At 41.3% G+C, this 17,085-nt stretch carries 19 protein-coding genes; 2 read left to right on the top strand and 17 right to left on the bottom strand.

Features of this window, described 5'->3' with window-relative positions; all coding sequences use genetic code 11:
* Positions 1-37: 37 nt before the first annotated feature.
* The 8 genes from OCV43_RS12135 to OCV43_RS12100 all read right to left on the bottom strand — a co-directional run bounded on the left by OCV43_RS12135 (position 38) and on the right by OCV43_RS12100 (position 6,874).
* Positions 38-925, bottom strand: a complete 888-nt coding sequence (locus OCV43_RS12135; protein ID WP_227710897.1) for an IS3 family transposase — start codon at positions 923-925, stop codon at positions 38-40.
* Positions 856-1,419: a transposase gene (locus OCV43_RS12130; protein ID WP_262624211.1), complete on the bottom strand. Its 564-nt coding sequence runs from the start codon at positions 1,417-1,419 to the stop codon at positions 856-858. The genes OCV43_RS12135 and OCV43_RS12130 overlap by 70 nt, the downstream gene beginning before the upstream one ends.
* 80 nt (positions 1,420-1,499) lie before the next feature.
* Entirely contained in the window at positions 1,500-2,564 is a 1,065-nt protein-coding gene (locus tag OCV43_RS12125; RefSeq protein WP_262624210.1) for a polysaccharide pyruvyl transferase family protein, read from the bottom strand.
* Positions 2,565-2,600: 36 nt separating this feature from the next.
* Positions 2,601-3,320 (bottom strand): DUF4190 domain-containing protein, encoded by a 720-nt coding sequence (locus OCV43_RS12120; protein ID WP_262624209.1) that lies wholly within the window; start codon positions 3,318-3,320, stop codon positions 2,601-2,603.
* 33 nt (positions 3,321-3,353) lie between these two features.
* Positions 3,354-3,584 carry a hypothetical protein gene (locus OCV43_RS12115; RefSeq protein ID WP_022244117.1) on the bottom strand — a complete coding sequence of 77 codons (231 nt, stop codon included), beginning with the start codon at positions 3,582-3,584 and terminating at the stop codon, positions 3,354-3,356.
* A gap of 24 nt (positions 3,585-3,608) precedes the next feature.
* Positions 3,609-5,096 (bottom strand): AAA family ATPase, encoded by a 1,488-nt coding sequence (locus tag OCV43_RS12110; protein WP_262624208.1) that lies wholly within the window; start codon positions 5,094-5,096, stop codon positions 3,609-3,611.
* A 203-nt stretch (positions 5,097-5,299) separates the two neighbouring features.
* Positions 5,300-6,019, bottom strand: coding sequence for a BUD32 family EKC/KEOPS complex subunit (locus OCV43_RS12105; RefSeq protein WP_317246667.1), 720 nt, complete (start codon positions 6,017-6,019; stop codon positions 5,300-5,302).
* 45 nt (positions 6,020-6,064) lie between these two features.
* A complete protein-coding gene (locus OCV43_RS12100) occupies positions 6,065-6,874 on the bottom strand; it encodes an MBL fold metallo-hydrolase (protein WP_022244123.1) in 810 nt (269 codons plus the stop codon).
* A 233-nt stretch (positions 6,875-7,107) separates the two neighbouring features.
* On the opposite strand from OCV43_RS12100, the gene bioB reads away from it, so the two are divergent.
* Positions 7,108-8,091, top strand: a complete 984-nt coding sequence (gene bioB, locus OCV43_RS12095) for a biotin synthase BioB (protein WP_262624207.1) — start codon at positions 7,108-7,110, stop codon at positions 8,089-8,091.
* Between the two features lie 109 nt (positions 8,092-8,200).
* Here the strand turns inward: bioB and OCV43_RS12090 are convergent, their stop codons facing one another.
* The 8 genes from OCV43_RS12090 to OCV43_RS12055 all read right to left on the bottom strand — a co-directional run bounded on the left by OCV43_RS12090 (position 8,201) and on the right by OCV43_RS12055 (position 16,461).
* The gene (locus OCV43_RS12090; RefSeq protein ID WP_022244126.1) at positions 8,201-8,413 is read right to left on the bottom strand and encodes a FeoA family protein; all 213 of its coding nucleotides are present in this window, start codon (positions 8,411-8,413) and stop codon (positions 8,201-8,203) included.
* 123 nt (positions 8,414-8,536) lie between these two features.
* Positions 8,537-10,132, bottom strand: a complete 1,596-nt coding sequence (locus OCV43_RS12085) for a MutS-related protein (RefSeq protein ID WP_262624206.1) — start codon at positions 10,130-10,132, stop codon at positions 8,537-8,539.
* A 38-nt stretch (positions 10,133-10,170) separates the two neighbouring features.
* A complete protein-coding gene (locus tag OCV43_RS12080; protein ID WP_262624205.1) occupies positions 10,171-11,667 on the bottom strand; it encodes a C69 family dipeptidase in 1,497 nt (498 codons plus the stop codon).
* Positions 11,668-11,707: 40 nt separating this feature from the next.
* Positions 11,708-12,508, bottom strand: a complete 801-nt coding sequence (locus OCV43_RS12075; protein ID WP_262624204.1) for a YARHG domain-containing protein — start codon at positions 12,506-12,508, stop codon at positions 11,708-11,710.
* A 127-nt stretch (positions 12,509-12,635) separates the two neighbouring features.
* Positions 12,636-14,285 (bottom strand): Na+/H+ antiporter NhaC family protein, encoded by a 1,650-nt coding sequence (locus OCV43_RS12070; RefSeq protein WP_118173645.1) that lies wholly within the window; start codon positions 14,283-14,285, stop codon positions 12,636-12,638.
* A 43-nt stretch (positions 14,286-14,328) separates the two neighbouring features.
* On the bottom strand, positions 14,329-15,384 hold the full coding sequence (rsmH, locus tag OCV43_RS12065; RefSeq protein WP_117697361.1) for a 16S rRNA (cytosine(1402)-N(4))-methyltransferase RsmH: 1,056 nt from the start codon (positions 15,382-15,384) through the stop codon (positions 14,329-14,331).
* A 2-nt stretch (positions 15,385-15,386) separates the two neighbouring features.
* Positions 15,387-15,986, bottom strand: a complete 600-nt coding sequence (thrH, locus tag OCV43_RS12060) for a bifunctional phosphoserine phosphatase/homoserine phosphotransferase ThrH (protein WP_262624213.1) — start codon at positions 15,984-15,986, stop codon at positions 15,387-15,389.
* 100 nt (positions 15,987-16,086) lie between these two features.
* Positions 16,087-16,461, bottom strand: a complete 375-nt coding sequence (locus OCV43_RS12055) for an aminotransferase class I/II-fold pyridoxal phosphate-dependent enzyme (RefSeq protein ID WP_262624212.1) — start codon at positions 16,459-16,461, stop codon at positions 16,087-16,089.
* On the opposite strand from OCV43_RS12055, the gene OCV43_RS14145 reads away from it, so the two are divergent.
* Positions 16,460-16,810, top strand: coding sequence for an AEC family transporter (locus OCV43_RS14145; RefSeq protein ID WP_416906630.1), 351 nt, complete (start codon positions 16,460-16,462; stop codon positions 16,808-16,810). The two genes, OCV43_RS12055 and OCV43_RS14145, sit on opposite strands and share 2 nt — an antisense overlap.
* Here OCV43_RS14145 and OCV43_RS12045 read toward each other — a convergent pair.
* Positions 16,781-17,068 carry a hypothetical protein gene (locus OCV43_RS12045; protein ID WP_022244134.1) on the bottom strand — a complete coding sequence of 96 codons (288 nt, stop codon included), beginning with the start codon at positions 17,066-17,068 and terminating at the stop codon, positions 16,781-16,783. The two genes, OCV43_RS14145 and OCV43_RS12045, sit on opposite strands and share 30 nt — an antisense overlap.
* Positions 17,069-17,085: the final 17 nt, after the last annotated feature.

Here is a 17,085-nt window from a genome sequence, read left to right as displayed (position 1 = left end):
TGATATGTACCCAGAATCCTGGACACATATTTATGAACTAGGCTGAACACATGGATGCTATCCTGTATTGTACAGGCGGCATCCATTTTGTTTTTGCCTGAATTCTTTTGTTATTATAATAATCTATATATTCTTCAACCGCTTGTGAAAATTCTTCGAAAGAAGAATAGTTTTTTTCATAGCCATAATACATTTCATTTTTTAATCGTCCAAAGAATGTCTCCATAATACAATTATCATAACAATTACCTTTTCGTGACATGGATTGTATAATGCCATGTTCCTGTAAAGTATTTCTAAAATAAGCATGTTGATACTGCCAGCCTTGATCTGAATGAAATATCAATCCTTCAACTGAAGGAAATTTTTCAAATGCTTTATTCAGCATTCTTTTTATCTGTTCAAGATTAGGACTCATGGATAAATCATATGAGATGATTTCATTTGTATTCATATCTAGCACTGGAGAAATATAACACTTTCCCCATGAAAAATTGAACTGTGATACATCTGTGGTCCATTTTTGTAAAGGCAAAGTTGTACTGAAATCCCTGTCTATTATGTTGTCAGCAATCTTACCAACTTCACCCTTATAAGAATGATATTTCTCCTTTGGTCTTTTTCCGGCTAGACCTGCTTCATGCATAAGACGCTGAACTCTTTTATGGTTCACCTGATACCCGCGATTAATAAGTTCCTGGTGAACCCGTCTTACACCATACCTGCGCTTGTTCTCAACAAAAACACTTTTTATTTCTTCTAGTATTTCTTGATTGCGTTCGGCAATAACATCGTTTCTGCTAATCTCAAAATAGTAAGTAGATCTAGCCATGTGCATTGCTTTAAGGAGATATTTTAATTGGTATCCGTTTTCTCTGAGTTTTTTGATGATTGCTGCTTTTTCGCCTTGAGTTGTGCAGCCCATTTTTCTTGCCTCAAGGCGATCCGTTTTTTTATTACTTCATTCTCGGCTTTGATATATTCGTTTTCAGCTCTCAAGCGTATCAGTTCTTCTCGTTCTGATTCTGTTAAAGGTAATGGATTTGTTGACTTCTTCATTCTTGATTCCTTTGTTGGACGTCCTTTTTTACTTTCTACTAATCCATTATATCCTTGTGATTTATATTTGTATACCCATTGATAAAGCATTCCTGAGTTAATACCTGCTTCTGTGGCAACTTTCCTCTTTGGTATGCCTGCAATAACTTTTAAAACCAGTTCAAGTTTTTCTTCCGGTGTCCACACTTTATTGAACACCTTATGTTTTAAAACTTCTGGACCATGTAAATCAACCAATCCAGACCATTCTCGTATATGTCTTTTGAGAGTATCTGGATTCGCACCCTCTGGGATATCTGGATACGAACCTGAATGATACAATTCAACACACATCAGTTTAAACTCATAACTATAACGCATAAAAACACCCTCCTTACTGGTTGTCCAGTAAAGAGGGTACATATCATCTGACACCGGGGTTATTTCTTTTATTTTCATTCTTATATAATATCCTTAATGGATAAAATGTGACGTTTCATATTTTCAAAATACTGATTCATCATGCGATATGCATTTTCCATGCTGCAATAATGATTCTCTGCAAGATTAAGAAGTGCATCCTCCACTTGGTAAATTATCTTATCATTGATATGGTACTGTAATGCTCCTTTTTCTACCTGAAGATACTTTGTCTTAATCTCAGGCAGTCCCAATGTTTCATTGAGGCTGCTTCCTCTTGCATCTTCTTCCAGTAATATGGAGAGGTTTCTTCTGGAAAGGTTATAGATATGAGCATGTACCCGAAATCCGATATGCAAATCGCAGTCATCATATACTTTAAATCCTTCATCACTGCCTGATATATCCATAAAATGCACATTCAGTTCCTTCATAATTGGTTCTATTCCAAGCCTTGCATCCGGGAAGCCTCTATGGCAGACAAAGTATATTTCACAGTTTCCAAAGAATCTTCTTACAAACTGGGTCAATTCTACTGCCAGACCCCAATTCGCCATGTTTCCGCAATCCGAAATACAGATTTTTCTACAGGATGTCAGCCCTTTTCCGGTATATCTTGTAATTCCAATATGTTCCAAATCATACCATGCCGGACAACCTGTCATCGCTATATTATCGTAACCATTGTTGCGCAATACATTCACGGTTGCAATATCCCTGCATCCCATCTTCAGACCTTTTTCCGTTGCTTTCTGAAACAGTGCCCTCATAGGTTCTTCAAATTGATAACTATACTGGCTGACCACATCTGAATTGTGTTCCCACCATCCCATGCCAAGGAGCATAACTGGGATTTTAATTTTATTTAAATCATCTGTAACTGGTGCCATCCTTGGATAAAATCCATTACAATATCCAGGTCCACCGGCAAACACTAAAATATCGCAGGCATTTATTTCTGGAAGTTTTTCTTCCAGACTCTGATTTCGATAATATTCCACGATTTCACTGTCTGGATAAAAATATTTCAGTAATGAAATTGCCCGGCTCTTTATCAAAAAATCGCCGGCATTAATAATTGCTCCGTGTAATACAGCTATTTTCATCTCCGTCACCTCTCTTCTTTTATTTTACGTTTCCTTTTAATAGTATCTGTAACTTCTCACCGGATGGCTTGCGGTATACACGATTGACAGGATCAAAAGCAGTACACTGATTCCCGCCAGCACAATGGTTGCAATTGCAAGTCCTTTTTTCTTCGTCTGTAAGCCCTGGAATCCACACCAGAATTCCAGCACAATTATAATTGCTCCGTATGTAATACCAAAGAAGGATAACAGCAGTCCCACCAAGCTGATTACAAAACCTGCAATCGTCCAGTTCTCCCTTGTCTTTCTGGATTTCTCCACAAACTGATTGGCACTGTTCTGTGGCGGGATATACCCCTGCTGTGGTGGCATGCCCTGCTGCATCGGTGCTCCCTGCTGCATTGGCATTCCCTGCTGCATTGGCATTCCCTGCTGTGGTGCCAGACCCATCATATCAATGCGATGCAGTTCTACAAACAGCGGTTCTAAATCATCCCGGAAAGATTTCTTTGGAACGGCACCTACAAAACCTTCCAGCCCTCTTGGTTTCTCAAAAGTTCCCATATATGCCAGCACTATCACTTCTGTTCCATGAATGTAATATTCTATAGAACGTTTTCCCTTCATCCACGGGTCATTGAAGAAATAGTAATTAGCATTTGGCTTTGGTATCTGTACATACTGGTTGGCTGCCAGATAATTCTGAATCACCTGGTTAATCACTGCCGGTGCCGCATGCACGCTAAATCTGTATTCTGTTTTTTCTTTGCTCATTTTTCCTTCTCCTTTATATTATGTAAACCACTTTTATTCCATCGGGCATCCCCGGCGTTCCGGTCCTTCCATGCCGCTTACATACCGGGCATTGAATTCCATATTAATCTCCCGGAGTTCCTTCTCTCCATCAATGTACGCCTGATACATTTCCACGATTCCGGCACTGCATCCATCGCAGGTTGCAGAAATATTTCCCAAGGATTCTGCAACAATTGCCTCACGTTCTTCTTTTGTTGTATCTTTGATTAAATATCCGCTCATCCTTATTCTCCTTACCAATCACTTTTACGCAAACAGCTTCTTCACATTTTCAGCATCAAAGGTTACGGATGGCACATGGTCTACTTCGATCTGATAAAGGGCATTGGCTGCCAAATGTTCTGCTGCCTGCTCTAAATCACGGATACCGGAAGTATGCTTAAACTGCTCTACAATTGCATCCAGTCCATCCTCTGTTACAACACATTCACCCTGATGCAGGCCAATTCGTTTTAATACCTTCGGCAGTGCAAACCGGGAGAAGATAATCTTCTTTTCTTCTGATGTATAATCCGGGATATCAATTACTGCAAAACGGGATAAAATCGGTGCACTGATATCGGCTTTATTGTTAGCAGTAGCAATCGGATAAACTCCCACGGTCGGAACCATACATTCCATATAGTTGTCGGTAAATCCAAGGTTATCTAACAAGGTTAACAACACATCTGCCGGGTTTCCATTTCCCTTGCCGGATGCTGCTTTATCCAACTCATTGATAATAAATACCAGATTGGATTCTCCTGCCATAGAAAATGCTTCCATGATAATTCCAGGCTTTGCATTGGCATAGATACGGGAGCTTCCGGTCAGCTGCTCCGGGTCATTGATGGAACTCATATCCAGTGTTGTCCAAGGCAGCTTTAAGATTCTTGCTACCGCATAGGCTATCTGGGATTTTCCGGTTCCTGCCGGTCCCACCAGAAGCAGTCCATATGCCGGCAGGGTATGGGTTCTGTTAATCTGAATGATGGTTTCCATGATACGCTGTTTTACTTTCTCCATGCCATATAACTCTTCATCGAGAATCTTTCTTGCTTCTACCGGATCAATTGCCTCAAAATAATTGCTCTTCCACTGGATATTCATCATAATGGACAATGCTCTCTGGGCATGACGGCGTTCCTCCGGTGATACCTCATGGGAGCGTGCTACTGCAAGGTTTCTTCTCGCCCAGAGGCGGATATTATCCGGCATGGTTCTGCCGGCGCAGGTCATAAAATCGGAAATGCTCTGTAAGCTGGTCAGCTTCATATCATCTCCATTTTCATCCTCTTCTTCCTCGTCCATTTCCTCTGCCGGTGCACTGCTGGCAAGAAGTCTCTCTATCATAAACTGTAAAAATCCATCCTCTGCCGACAATTTGGTTCCTGCACCAAAGGTTGTCTCCCGAATCTTGTATACAGCATACCCTTCTTCCCGGTTTTCTCCGGAAAGGCGCACACTGATATGATTTTCTCCCAGCCATTTAATCAGGCTGACGAAACGTGCATCTACTTTTAAAATATCTGCGCTGTAAGTCTCGCTTTCTTCCTTAAATTCAAAAGCAGTCTGCTGGCTCTGGTTTGCAAACACACCACCGGAATGATGTTTCCACTGACGGCTCTGATTGTCAAGAACAAGTATCGGCTCATCCGCTGTCTTCTCTTTCTCATTGGACTGAAAAGTTGTATAAGTGCATACGGACTCTGTTTTCTTCCCGCCCGGTGCATTACTAAAGTCAAAAACTGGCATTTTTCTCTCTCCTGTATTTTTCATTTGTCCTCTTAAACTGATAAAAAGACCTTTTCTCTCAGAATACCACAAGGGTTCTGAAAAGAAAAGGTCTTGCTGTTTTGTTTTATTATCTGCTTTTCTTCTTCCACTTTATCATATTCGAAAATACTCATCGCAACTACCTTCGCACGATTCTTTTTCAGGAAATCTCTTAAGTCCTATTAATGGGTCCGTTCATATTCTAAGAATTCTTTTGTCTTAGACCAGTACTTGATTCCCCAGTTTTCAAAATTCCATTCTTCCATATAGGCATTGCACTCATAATCCACATAATAGAGGACATTTTGCCACAGGATAAAATTTGTAGGGAAATAATCAATATTTGTATGTGCAGCATATAACTTTGTGCACATTTCTTTTACCTGTTGCAGGCAGATTTCCGGCAGTGCGTCCTTTTCCACCTGCTGATAGACAGTGTCTCCCGGAATGTATTCCTTTAAAATGCGTTCCTGTGTTTCATCGATATCAAGCAGCTTTGGCATGGTAATTCCAATTTCCATAAGCCGTTTATAATCCCTTTTTTCAGCCTCTAACTTATTATCAAACTGATAATAACTGCATGGTTCATGGTGAATCTGTTTCAGGACATATTCCTTCTCCCCATCTGTCACAAGATAGGAATAGCCGCCTTTCCCCTTTCCAAGCAGTTTTTTCACTTTATATTCTTTTCCGTTTAATGTCATTATCTCTTCTTCCGGCAGCTCCATTTCCGCTCCGATATCCAGTTTCTTTTCATAAGCCAGCTTATCCGCCATGCGGATGCTGCGCTGTTTTCCGGTATCATCCACCAGAAGAATCGTAACCATCGGTTCTTCCCCTTCCGGCCGTCCTTCACAGCCGAATTCATCCTCAATAATATCTGTGATTTTGTATTTTTTCATCTGTTGATTCCTTTCCTGTTACTTCCTTTATTTCTTTTGAAATATCTATGCTTCTATTACGAGACCAACTTTTAACTGCTCCACCATATCGCCTAACTCCTGCTGTAGAATCCGAAAAGCTCTTCCTCCCGTACAGTGACCGGTATAAATCTTTTTTACACCGGTTGCCTTTATTTTTTCTGCCAACTGCCGAATTTCAGTTTCCCCCTTTTGAAAAATGTGGAAGCCACCAATCATCATTTTTGCCGGCTTTTCAAACAGTTTGCTGACCTCATTTATAATATTGTCTGCGCCACCATGCGAACAGCTGTTAAAAATAATAAGACCATCCTCTTCCTCTATTACAAGACTTTGTTCATGGGCGAAATCGTCCGGTCGCCAACGTCTGCCGTCTCTGATATACATTTTATTGGCGGCTCCGATTGTCTCAAGACCTTTTGTCGTATGGGGAATCAGATATACATTTTCATAAAGTTTGTACTTTCCGGTCACATATTCAATTCTATCCTTCTGTCTGGTTAAGATATGTTTTGGAATTCCAATATATTTATGAATAAACCACTTCTTAAAATAACAGTTTTCACCGGTTCCCTTTTGAAGATAAAATTTCGCATTCTCATTTTCTTCAAAAAATGCCTGCATCCCATTTGCATGGTCATAATGGGCATGGGACAATACCCCATAATCCACTGCCCCGATATCCTTTTCCAATGCTTTTGCATTTACCAGAAAACGGTTTGATGCACCCGTATCAAGCAGTATATTTTTTCCTGCCTGTTCGATATAAATGCTCAACCCCCATTCTCCAGTTGCAATTTCCGTTCCTATATTATCTACTAATACAGTTGCTTTCAAATTGAATCCCCCTTTTCTTATCTCATTACTTTTCATTATACCAATTTCCACTATTTCTACAATCATATCCTGGCAGCTTTCTTCCTGCAATTTTCTTCATGCATCTATCATCCATTGTAGTTTCTCCTGTTTCTCGTATTGTTAACTCATATCTTATTTCAGGTTGACATTCAGTTAATTTTTGTTTATCATAAAGAACTGTAAAATTCACACAGATACAAAGGAGACAAACCATGGATGCACTGACACTGGCACAGGAAATTATTGACGGACGACGCATTACGCGAGAGGATGATTTATCCTTTTTTCTTACCTGCAATTTAAAGGAATTATGCGAAGGAGCCGACAAAATCCGTGCTGCAAGAATTGGAGATAAAGTAGATTTATGTTCTATCATAAACGGACGAAGCGGACGCTGTCCGGAAGACTGTAAATATTGTGCCCAGTCTGCACATAACCATACCAACTGTGAAGTATATGACTTCCTGCCAGAAGAAGATATTATCAAAGCCTGCAAAATGAACGAAAGCGAAGGAGTTGACCGATTTTCTATCGTAACTGCGGGAAAAGCACTGACCGGTCCGGAGTTTGAAAAAGCCATTCACGCCTTTGAATCCATGCATCGGGAATGCAAAATCGATTTATGTGCTTCCATGGGATTTTTAGACGAAGAACAACTGCACCGCCTTCATGAGGCAGGCGTTACCAGCTATCATCATAATATAGAAACATCACGCCGGAATTTTCCAAATATCTGCACCACCCATACCTACGATATGAAAATTGAAACTTTAAAGAAAGTAAAAGCGGAAGGCATGTGCGCCTGCTCCGGTGGTATTATCGGAATGGGCGAAACCTGGGAAGACCGTCTGGATATGGCAGTAAGTTTAGCTGAACTGGGAATTGATTCTATTCCAATCAATGCTTTAATGCCAATCCCGGGAACTCCATTAGAAAATCTGCCGCAGTTAAGTGAAGATGATATTCTGCGTACCATCGCATTCTTCCGTTATATCAATCCGGATGCAAATATCCGTCTGGCTGCCGGCCGTGCACTGCTTACCAACGATGGTGAAACTGCTTTTCAGGCTGGTGCATCTGCAACCATTACCGGAAATATGCTGACTACCGTTGCCTGCGCTACCATAAGAAGTGACCGGAAATTGTTAGAAGATTTAGGCAGGGATGTAACTCCGGATTACTGGAAAGAAGCATAATAGATTCTTATGGACCTTTGATAGAAAAAAGGAAGCCGTTCCATCGGAACTGCTTCCCTTTTTTATGCGGATAACCCACAAAATATTTTCCCGCGTTTATACGATTTTCCTACACCTGTATTCGGTCTGCAATTTCATTTCCCATTGCAAATCTGCTGTCTTTTGCCCCAATAATTACACAGTCACGCATTTTCTGGATGAGCTGTATGCGTTCCCCCTCATCTACAGAGTGGCTATGCAAGAAATCAAGCACTTCCGGCTGACCAAACATCCACTGAATGGTATAGGTTTCACCTGGTGTTGCTTTTGACAATGCCTGCATAGAAATTCCTCCTTTTCTCCTATTGTAGTTTTCACCTGCCCTGTTAGTCAATTGCTATCTTAGTTGCAATCTTCCAACAAATAGTATACGTATATAACAGGAGTAAGATACGGATTTTCTCTTTTATCTTTTTAAAATATCTTCCAAATCCAGACCATAACGTTTGGCAATATCTCTTGCATAACTTAAGCCATCCGGTGTCGTCCGGATGACCCGGTAACTCCGGGTACCCTCTTCTTTACTTTCCATCATTGCCACCAGATTATCGATTTTGCCTTTATTCTCCGGATGCTCATTATAGGTATCCAGCTGTTGTGTCAAATCATGAATATGGGTCACATAAAGGCCACAGCAGCCGATAATTCCGATTCCGGTCAGCACCTCTGATGCTATGTAGCCTGCCTCAAGTCCACTGGTACTGGAAAAAGATTCATCCATCAACAGCATATCCGTATCTGACAGTTGTTTCATGATTTCACTCAGTCTTACACACTCACTTTCCAGTCTGCCCATTCCATAATTATTCTCATCAGAGGATGGAAAATGTGTAAATATTCCAGACACCGGACTCATTACCGCCTCTTCTGCCGGAACAAACAGCCCCAGTTGGAATAACGCCTGCGCCATTCCGATGGAATAGGCAAAAATAGATTTCCCTCCGTGATTTGGGCCGGTTATCAGATAGAATCTTCCTTTTTCATCCAGCTCAAAGGAATTAGACACAATTGTTTCCTCTACGGAATTCACTGCCAGCATGGGATTGTATACATGCTTTAACCCACAGCGTTTCTCCTGCATGGATGCAATCTTCGGTCTGCACATGGCAAATCCCTTTTCTTTCATGGAACGGATAAATTTTACTCCGGCAGTCAGAAAACGGATATCATCCAATAAAGCAATAAACATATTTGTATTAATGTGATAATAATTCTGCACCAGCGGTTCAAACTCCCTCAGCGGCTTTGCAAAAATAGTCTGCAAAGCTGCATTCATGGAATAGTCTATAGCATCCTGTTCATCATTGTGCAGCACCCGGCTCAGTGGATAGAGTGCCGACATCAGATGCCATTTATCTTTTTTCCCTTTTTTCAAAAGCCGGTCCATGATAGTTCCTGGATGGAACTGCTCCTCATTGACAGAAATCAGTCCGGCTTCTTTCGGTCTTAAATTGCCATCAAGATTAATACCTACGGTTACGCTTTTGATATGCCCGAAGTTCAGTTCCATTTTCGGAAGTTCCTCATTCAGGCTCTGGTACTCGCTGCTTGCTACGATTGAGTGAATTTCTTTTTTGAAATTCTGCATACCTTCCGAATGAATCTCTGCTTTTTCCAATGCATCCGCAAACAGATTTACAATTTCCTGATACATTTCAAGATATCGCACCGAACGCAGGGCTGAATCCGTCGTAAAATCACTGTTTAATACTCTTCGCATATCATTGATATTATAAATAATGGATACCGCCTTGCAAAATACCTCATAAAGTGATGGATTTTCCACCAGATCTTCTACTACGCCCAGACGATACTCTAATACTCGCTCATCTGTAGAGAAGAAATTTTCCAGTGAAAGGTCTGCCACTCCCCGGTAACTTTCCTTAATCAGTATTACCATAGCATCAATTTTTAATGCGTGGATAAATTTATAATCCTTCATGGGAACGGCTTTGTTCCGGTCATAATCCGGTGGATATAATAAATGAAAATCTGTCTGCATTCCACTTACGCTCCTTTTCTCTATTGTGCCCTTCTCTGTCATGCATCCGAACGTGAATATGCATTTTTCATCTGGCTGCTTAATTCAAACAGCACTTTATCCAAAGTATCCTGTGTCTCTTTCTTAAGCATTTCTGCTATCGCATTATTTGCCTGCTGCATCAGTTTCTGTCTGTTTGCTGCGTCCTTTTCTTCTGCCAGAAGTGCATCATAGGTATGCAGCAGTTCCCGCCCTTTTGCCATCACATGCATCTGGTAGCGTTCGATGTGAAAAAGGGATCTGTGATAAGAGGCATCTGCCATAGCTGCAATCATACGGCTTGCCCAGTAGAAATTATCTGTAGAAACTTCTCCGGTGGTATTGGATACATATTCCGGCGTTATCTCCACTTCACCGTAAAACGGAACCAGCACATTAAATACATTTGATGCAAATGCTACCCACTGTATGATGTTTCCTGTATTTTCGGTAATGTCCGCCTGCTCCGGCCGCATTTCAATCACAGAAAGAAAATCATTCCGGTTAACTCCAATGGAACGGAATGCGCCTTTCATGGATTTTTCCCCATAAGAACCATACGGGTCATACGGTGTTCCCTGAAAATGTGCGGATAATACATATTTTACATCTTCGATTGTTACCTTTTTCTCCGGTTTTAAGCACCATGGAATATCATCGGATGCCGGCGTATAATCAGCCTGCTCCCCATCCCATTTATAGGTATGTGGGTTGAGATAACGCTCCATAAACCAGGCTCTTGGTGTATTGTATACATGATCGGAATCATCATGGGAACCAAATGCATCTCTTGGATTTAAGCTGCCATCCAAAGAAAGATTCAGATGATTTTCTTCAATAAATTCCCGCAAATCCTTTGAGCACATATAGTCCTTCTGTGTAGTAAGGGCATCCTCTAAATCAAAGGTGTCAAGTCCCAGCTGGTTTGGCATTACCACATAGACATCATCCGGCACTCTTCCTGCCATCCAGTGATGTCCGCCAATGGTCTCAAGCCACCAGATTTCATCCTTATCCTGAAATGCAATTCCATTCATCTCATAGGTTCCATACTGCTCCAACAAACTGCCCAGGCGAATGACACCCTCTCTTGCACTGTGAATGTACGGAAGCACAATGTATACAATATCCTCTTCTCCAATGCCGCCGATAATCTCTTCCCTGCCATTTTCTGCCGGATGGTAGGTCACCAGAGGATCTGCTCCTAAGACGCGGGGATTGGAAGTTATGGTCTCTGTTGCAGTCATGGCAACCTTTGCCTCATTGACTCCACAGGCAGCCCAGATTCCCTCTCCATCTACTGCATTCGGCATTGCCGTGTAACGCATCGGATGCTCCGGCAATTCTATTTTCACATGAGATAATACCGACTGATAGATTGTCGGCTGTTCTTCCGGATGAATTACCACATATTTCTTAGGTGTAAAATGTCCGGCACCGGAATCATCATTTCGTGCAATTATGGTTGCTCCATTATAAGAAGCTTTTTTCCCTACTAAAATGGTTGTACATGGCATATCTGTTCTACCCCTTTTCCTGTTTCATTGAATGTTATTTCTAACGATAGCCCATCTTCGTCTCATAATTTACGATGGTATCCTCATTGGTTCTCTCTATTTCCGATAACATATCTTCTTTGAAATCGTCCGGTTCAATGGTTCCGTTGTACCAGGATTTTCCATTGAAATATTCCTGCAGTCCTTCATCTAAGAATTTTCTTCCATGTCTTGCATAGATTTCATTTCTGGCAATCCGAAGGTCCTCCTGGGTCAGATTCTCCAAATCAGCTTCCGTTAATAATCGGCTGGCACTCTCCGGAAGAATATATTCTGCTTCCTCTTCTCCAACTGCTCCGTCTGTTCCCATGTCCTCATTTCCGGTTGTATCTTCTTTATTTATTACTTCGGAAGTTTTCTCAGATGCTTCCTGCTGTCCGCTTACATCTTTCCTATCTGTCTGCTCTGTAGACATTTCCGTCTCTGTGGTCTGCTCCGTTGTAACCACCGGCTTATCGGTAATATCATCCTGCTTTGCCGGCTGATTGCCCTTGATAAATAACAATACAATAATTGCAATCAGAATAATAATAAGGACTGCTGCACCGATTAATAAATATACCATGGCACCGGAGCCGGATTTCTTCTCAGTTTCATTCTTATTTTTATTTGATATTTTTTCACTGTTCTTTGTTTTTGTTACTTTCTCATTCTTTTTTTGTTGTGGCTGTGGCACTGAAGCTTTCTGCGGTGCCGGATTTGGCTGGATTGCTCCCGGCTGAAAAGCTTCTACTTTCGTTCCGCATTTGGTACAGAATTTTGCATTTACCGGTAATGCATTTCCACATTTTGTACAAAACATTTTCTTTCCTCTTTTTTGTTATTTTATGTTTCTTTTGTTTCAAATTTTCAAATTATTTTTATTATTGATTCTATTGTACAAAAATGCGGGACACCAATTCCGTATCCCGCATTTTCTTTTTTATCTTTTAAATTTCTTCCCGTCCTGTTCTGGAACGAATTACGAATAATACGCCAATTAATACCACGATACAAACCGGAAGTGCCAGCCATGAAATTCCTGCCAGTCCTGCTGCCTGCAGGATACCAATCAGGAAATAGCCCAGTAAGCAGACTGCTGCAACTGTCAATGCATACGGAAGCTGGGTTGCTACATGGTTAACATGCTCACAGTGGCCACCGGCAGATGCCATAATTGTGGTATCTGAAATCGGTGAGCAATGGTCTCCACAAACTGCTCCTGCCAGACAGGACGCAATGGAGATTACCATCATCTGTCCGCTTGGGAATACACCAAGGACAATCGGAATCAGAATACTGAAGGTTCCCCAGGAGGTTCCGGTTGCAAATGCTAAGAACGCTGCTACCAGGAAGATAATCATTGGCAGGAAGCCCTGCATTGCATTTGCTGAATTTGCTACCAGATCAGCCACGAATACTTTTGCTCCTAAGAGATTGGTCATTCCGGATAAGGTCCATGCCATAGTCAGAATCAGAATCGGAGCAATCATCGCCTTAAATCCTTCCGGAATACATTCGGTAAATTCCTTAAAGGATAAAACATCACGCAACATGTAATAGATAAAAGTAAATACAAGTGTTACTGCGCCGCCAAGAACCAGTCCGACGGAAGCATCACAGCCAGAGAATGCCTCTACAAAGGAAGTTCCGCTGAAGAAGCCACCGGTATAAATCATGGCTACGATACAGCTTACAATCAACACAGCTACCGGAAGAATCAAATCCAGTACGTGAGAGTTTTCTTTTACAACTTCCTCTTCATTATCTTCATACGGTCTTCCCGGTGTGGTAAACAAATCACCTTTGATTGCATTCATTTCATGGGTTTTCATCGGTCCGAAATCCACGCGCAAAAGAGTAATTCCAATTAACATTACCAATGTCAGCAATGCATATAAGTTATATGGAATTGTCTGGATAAATACCGCAAATCCATTGATTCCGGAATCTGCCGGAACAGAAGAAGTAACTGCTGCTGCCCAGGAACTGATTGGTGCGATGATACATACCGGTGCTGCCGTTGCATCAATAATATAAGATAATTTTGCACGGGACACCTTGTGCCGGTCTGTAACCGGACGCATTACACTTCCTACGGTCAGACAGTTAAAATAATCATCCACGAAAATCAATACACCAAGAATCATAACGGAAATCTGCGCTCCGATTCTGGTTTTAATATGCCGGGATGCCCACTTTCCAAATGCGGCAGAACCACCTGCACGGTTAAGAAGGGATACCAAAATGCCAAGCATGACAAGGAATACTAAAATTCCCACATTTCCTGCATCTGACAGTTTGTATATCATACCACCTTCTTCCTGGAATAAAATGGTATTTAACATTAATTCAAGGTTAAAATTGGAATACAGTAAACCACCTACAATAATTCCTGCCAGAAGTGAGGTATAAACCTCTTTGGTAATCAATGCCAGTCCGATTGCAATAACCGGCGGAAGCAAAGATAAAATCGTTGCATAGACTTTACACTGATAGCTGTCAGCATCAGCAATTGTTCCTGGTGTCTGGCTTGTTACGACCATAAGTATCACAATAATCGCAATAAATACCAGCATACCAATCTGTTTTCTTTTCATTTTCACTGTTTTCGTCTCCATCTCATTGTATTTTCAAAATAACCTACTCTGCCTTAATTGCCCAGCGCATCTTAGTAGAACGTGCCCGTCCGTTCTGCGCACACTCCTGTGCAGATGGGCGGATTACATCTTTGGCATAATCGGCATAAATGCCTGCCCGATAGCCTTCTTTTAATGCTTTCTTTACTAACTTGTCTTCGCCGGAATGGAAAGTTAAAATTGCGGCTCTTCCGCCCGGTTTCAATGCATCCGGCAGTTTCTCCATGAATTCATACAGCACTTCAAATTCACGGTTCACATCAATACGAAGTGCCTGGAAGGTTCGTTGGCAGGTCTTTTTTATCGTATCCTTTTTCTCTTTTTCCGGTAGAAAATCAAGCGTCTTTTCAATGATATTCCTTAACTTTGTGGTGGTATCAATCCGGTTGCCTTTTCGAATCTCATCGGTAATCGCTTTTGCCAGTTCTTCACAGTATGGCTCATCCGAATTTTCATAAAGCATTCCCGCCAGTTCATCCTTTGTAATGGCAGCCAGGCGTTCTGCTGCACTGATTCCGGCTTCCTGGTTCAGCCGTAAATCCAGTGGGCCATCCACTTTAAAAGAAAATCCACGCTTCGGATTATCAATCTGCATGGAAGATACACCCAGGTCCGCAAGAATAAAATCAAATCCACCGGCTTCTTTTGCAATTTCATCTATCGTACAGAAATTCTGTAATCGTATTGTCAGAATATCTTCTCCAAAACCGGCCTCTTCTAACCGCTTTCTTGTCCTGGCTGATTCCTCCGGGTCTACATCCGTTGCATAGATGTGTCCCTGCCCGTTTAAGCACTGCAGCATGGCTTTCGTATGACCGCCATATCCCAAGGTCGCATCAAAGCCTGTTTCTCCCGGTTGGATTTTTAAGAAATCCAGAATTTCATTTACCATTATGGAAATATGCATTCCGGCAGGTGTGTTTCCTTTTTTTATTACATGCTCAATCGTATCTTTATATTTTTCCGGCTGAAGTTCTTTATATTTTTCTTCAAATTTCTTCGGATATTTTCCACTGTAACGCACCCTGCGTTTGTGGGTTGTCTGGTTTTCCTCTGCCATAATTAAAAAGCCTTCTTGATTGCTTCCATTAACTCATCATAAGTCTCAAATGCAGGCAGTTCCGGATGGTCTTTCTTAATCTGCTCGGTGCTGCGGAATAAGAATCCTGCTTTACTTGCCTCAATCATTCCAAGGTCATTGTGGCTGTCTCCGCTGGCAATCGTCTCATAACCAATGGACTGTAATGCTTTTACTGTAGTCAGCTTGGAATTTTCAATTCTCATCTTAAATCCGGTAATCTCACCGTCCTCTGCCACCTCCAGAGAATTACAGAAAATGGTAGGCCAGCCTAATTTCTTCATCAGAGGTCCTGCAAACTGGGTAAAGGTATCACTGATGATGATAACCTGTGTCATGGAACGAAGTTCATCTAAGAACTCTTTTGCTCCCGGCATCGGGTCAATTTTTGCGATGGTTTCCTGAATTTCTTTTAATCCAAGTCCATGTTCTTTTAAGATGCCAAGTCTCCATTTCATCAATTTATTGTAATCCGGTTCGTCTCTTGTAGTTCTCTTTAATTCAGGGATTCCGCTTGTTTCTGCAAATGCAATCCAGATCTCCGGTACCAATACTCCTTCCAGATCAAGGCATACAATGTTCATGTCCATAATTAATCCTCCATACAAACATATTTAATTCAACAAATTACTTCCCTAAAGTATACCTTATTATGAATAAAAGTACAAGAAAGAACCTCATTTTTCAGAAAGCCAAAGCTTTTCTCATAACCAATATGTGACAAGCTATGTTAATCTTACCAGAGGTATCGGTATACCATACAAACATTCCGCCATCCGGCTCAATACACTTTATCTCCTTTGGAAGCTTTTCCCTGATTAATTTGCACATATATTCGCTCTTTTTCGCATAGAAAGCGGATACCTCTGCAATATGTTTCTTAATATCATAATTCTTATAATACTCATAAACAATCATCTGTGCAAGAATATTTGTATGTACATCGGTAAACTGTTTTAACAGTGTTCCACGTTCTATAATCTTCTTGTTGGCAATCATAAATCCCACACGAAGCCCCGGTGCCACAACCTTGGAAAAGCTGCCGGAATAACATACAATTACCTCTGTTGGAAATGTAAGCTTCAGTCTTGCGCTGATTTTCCTGGGTGCAACTCTTTCTTATATTTCCTTAAAGAATCCCGACTTTATTTATGATTATTTCTTTCTGGTAATTGTCAAAATAATTCTGATTCCGGTTGGTATTGCAGCCGTGGTATCACATTTCCTTACTCCGACCGAAACAACCATTCTTACCCTGATGGCATGTATGCCAGCCATGTCCGCCATTCCGATGATGGCAGAAAACTACCATTCCGATGCGGAATTTGCTTCTAAGACCTGCTTTGTCATGACACTTTGCTCCGTCTTTACGATTCCGCTAGTCTTCTTCCTCAAAACCATGCTGTAGGAATTCATTCCATGCAGCATTGGTTTTTTCTAATTCTTTTTTCTGCATAATCGCATTCCGGTCACTTAAAATGGCAAGCATCTCATCTACGATTTCACCCTCCGGCAGATATTCATAGTGTGATAAATACCACAGCATCCTCTGTGCCGTAAAATCCGTATTCAGATTCCGGGTAATGACATCACAGAATTCTTCCGGATACCCCCGCTCTGTCATGATATGATAAAGCTCTATACTCTTTTCCGACTTCGGTTTCATTTTCCATTCCTGCCCTT

It is taken from the genome of Roseburia amylophila, from assembly GCF_025567465.1.
GTDB classification, from domain to species: Bacteria; Bacillota; Clostridia; order Lachnospirales; family Lachnospiraceae; genus Roseburia_C; species Roseburia_C amylophila.
Note: the sequence above shows the minus strand (reverse complement) of the source record. Positions and strands in the feature narration are given on the sequence as shown.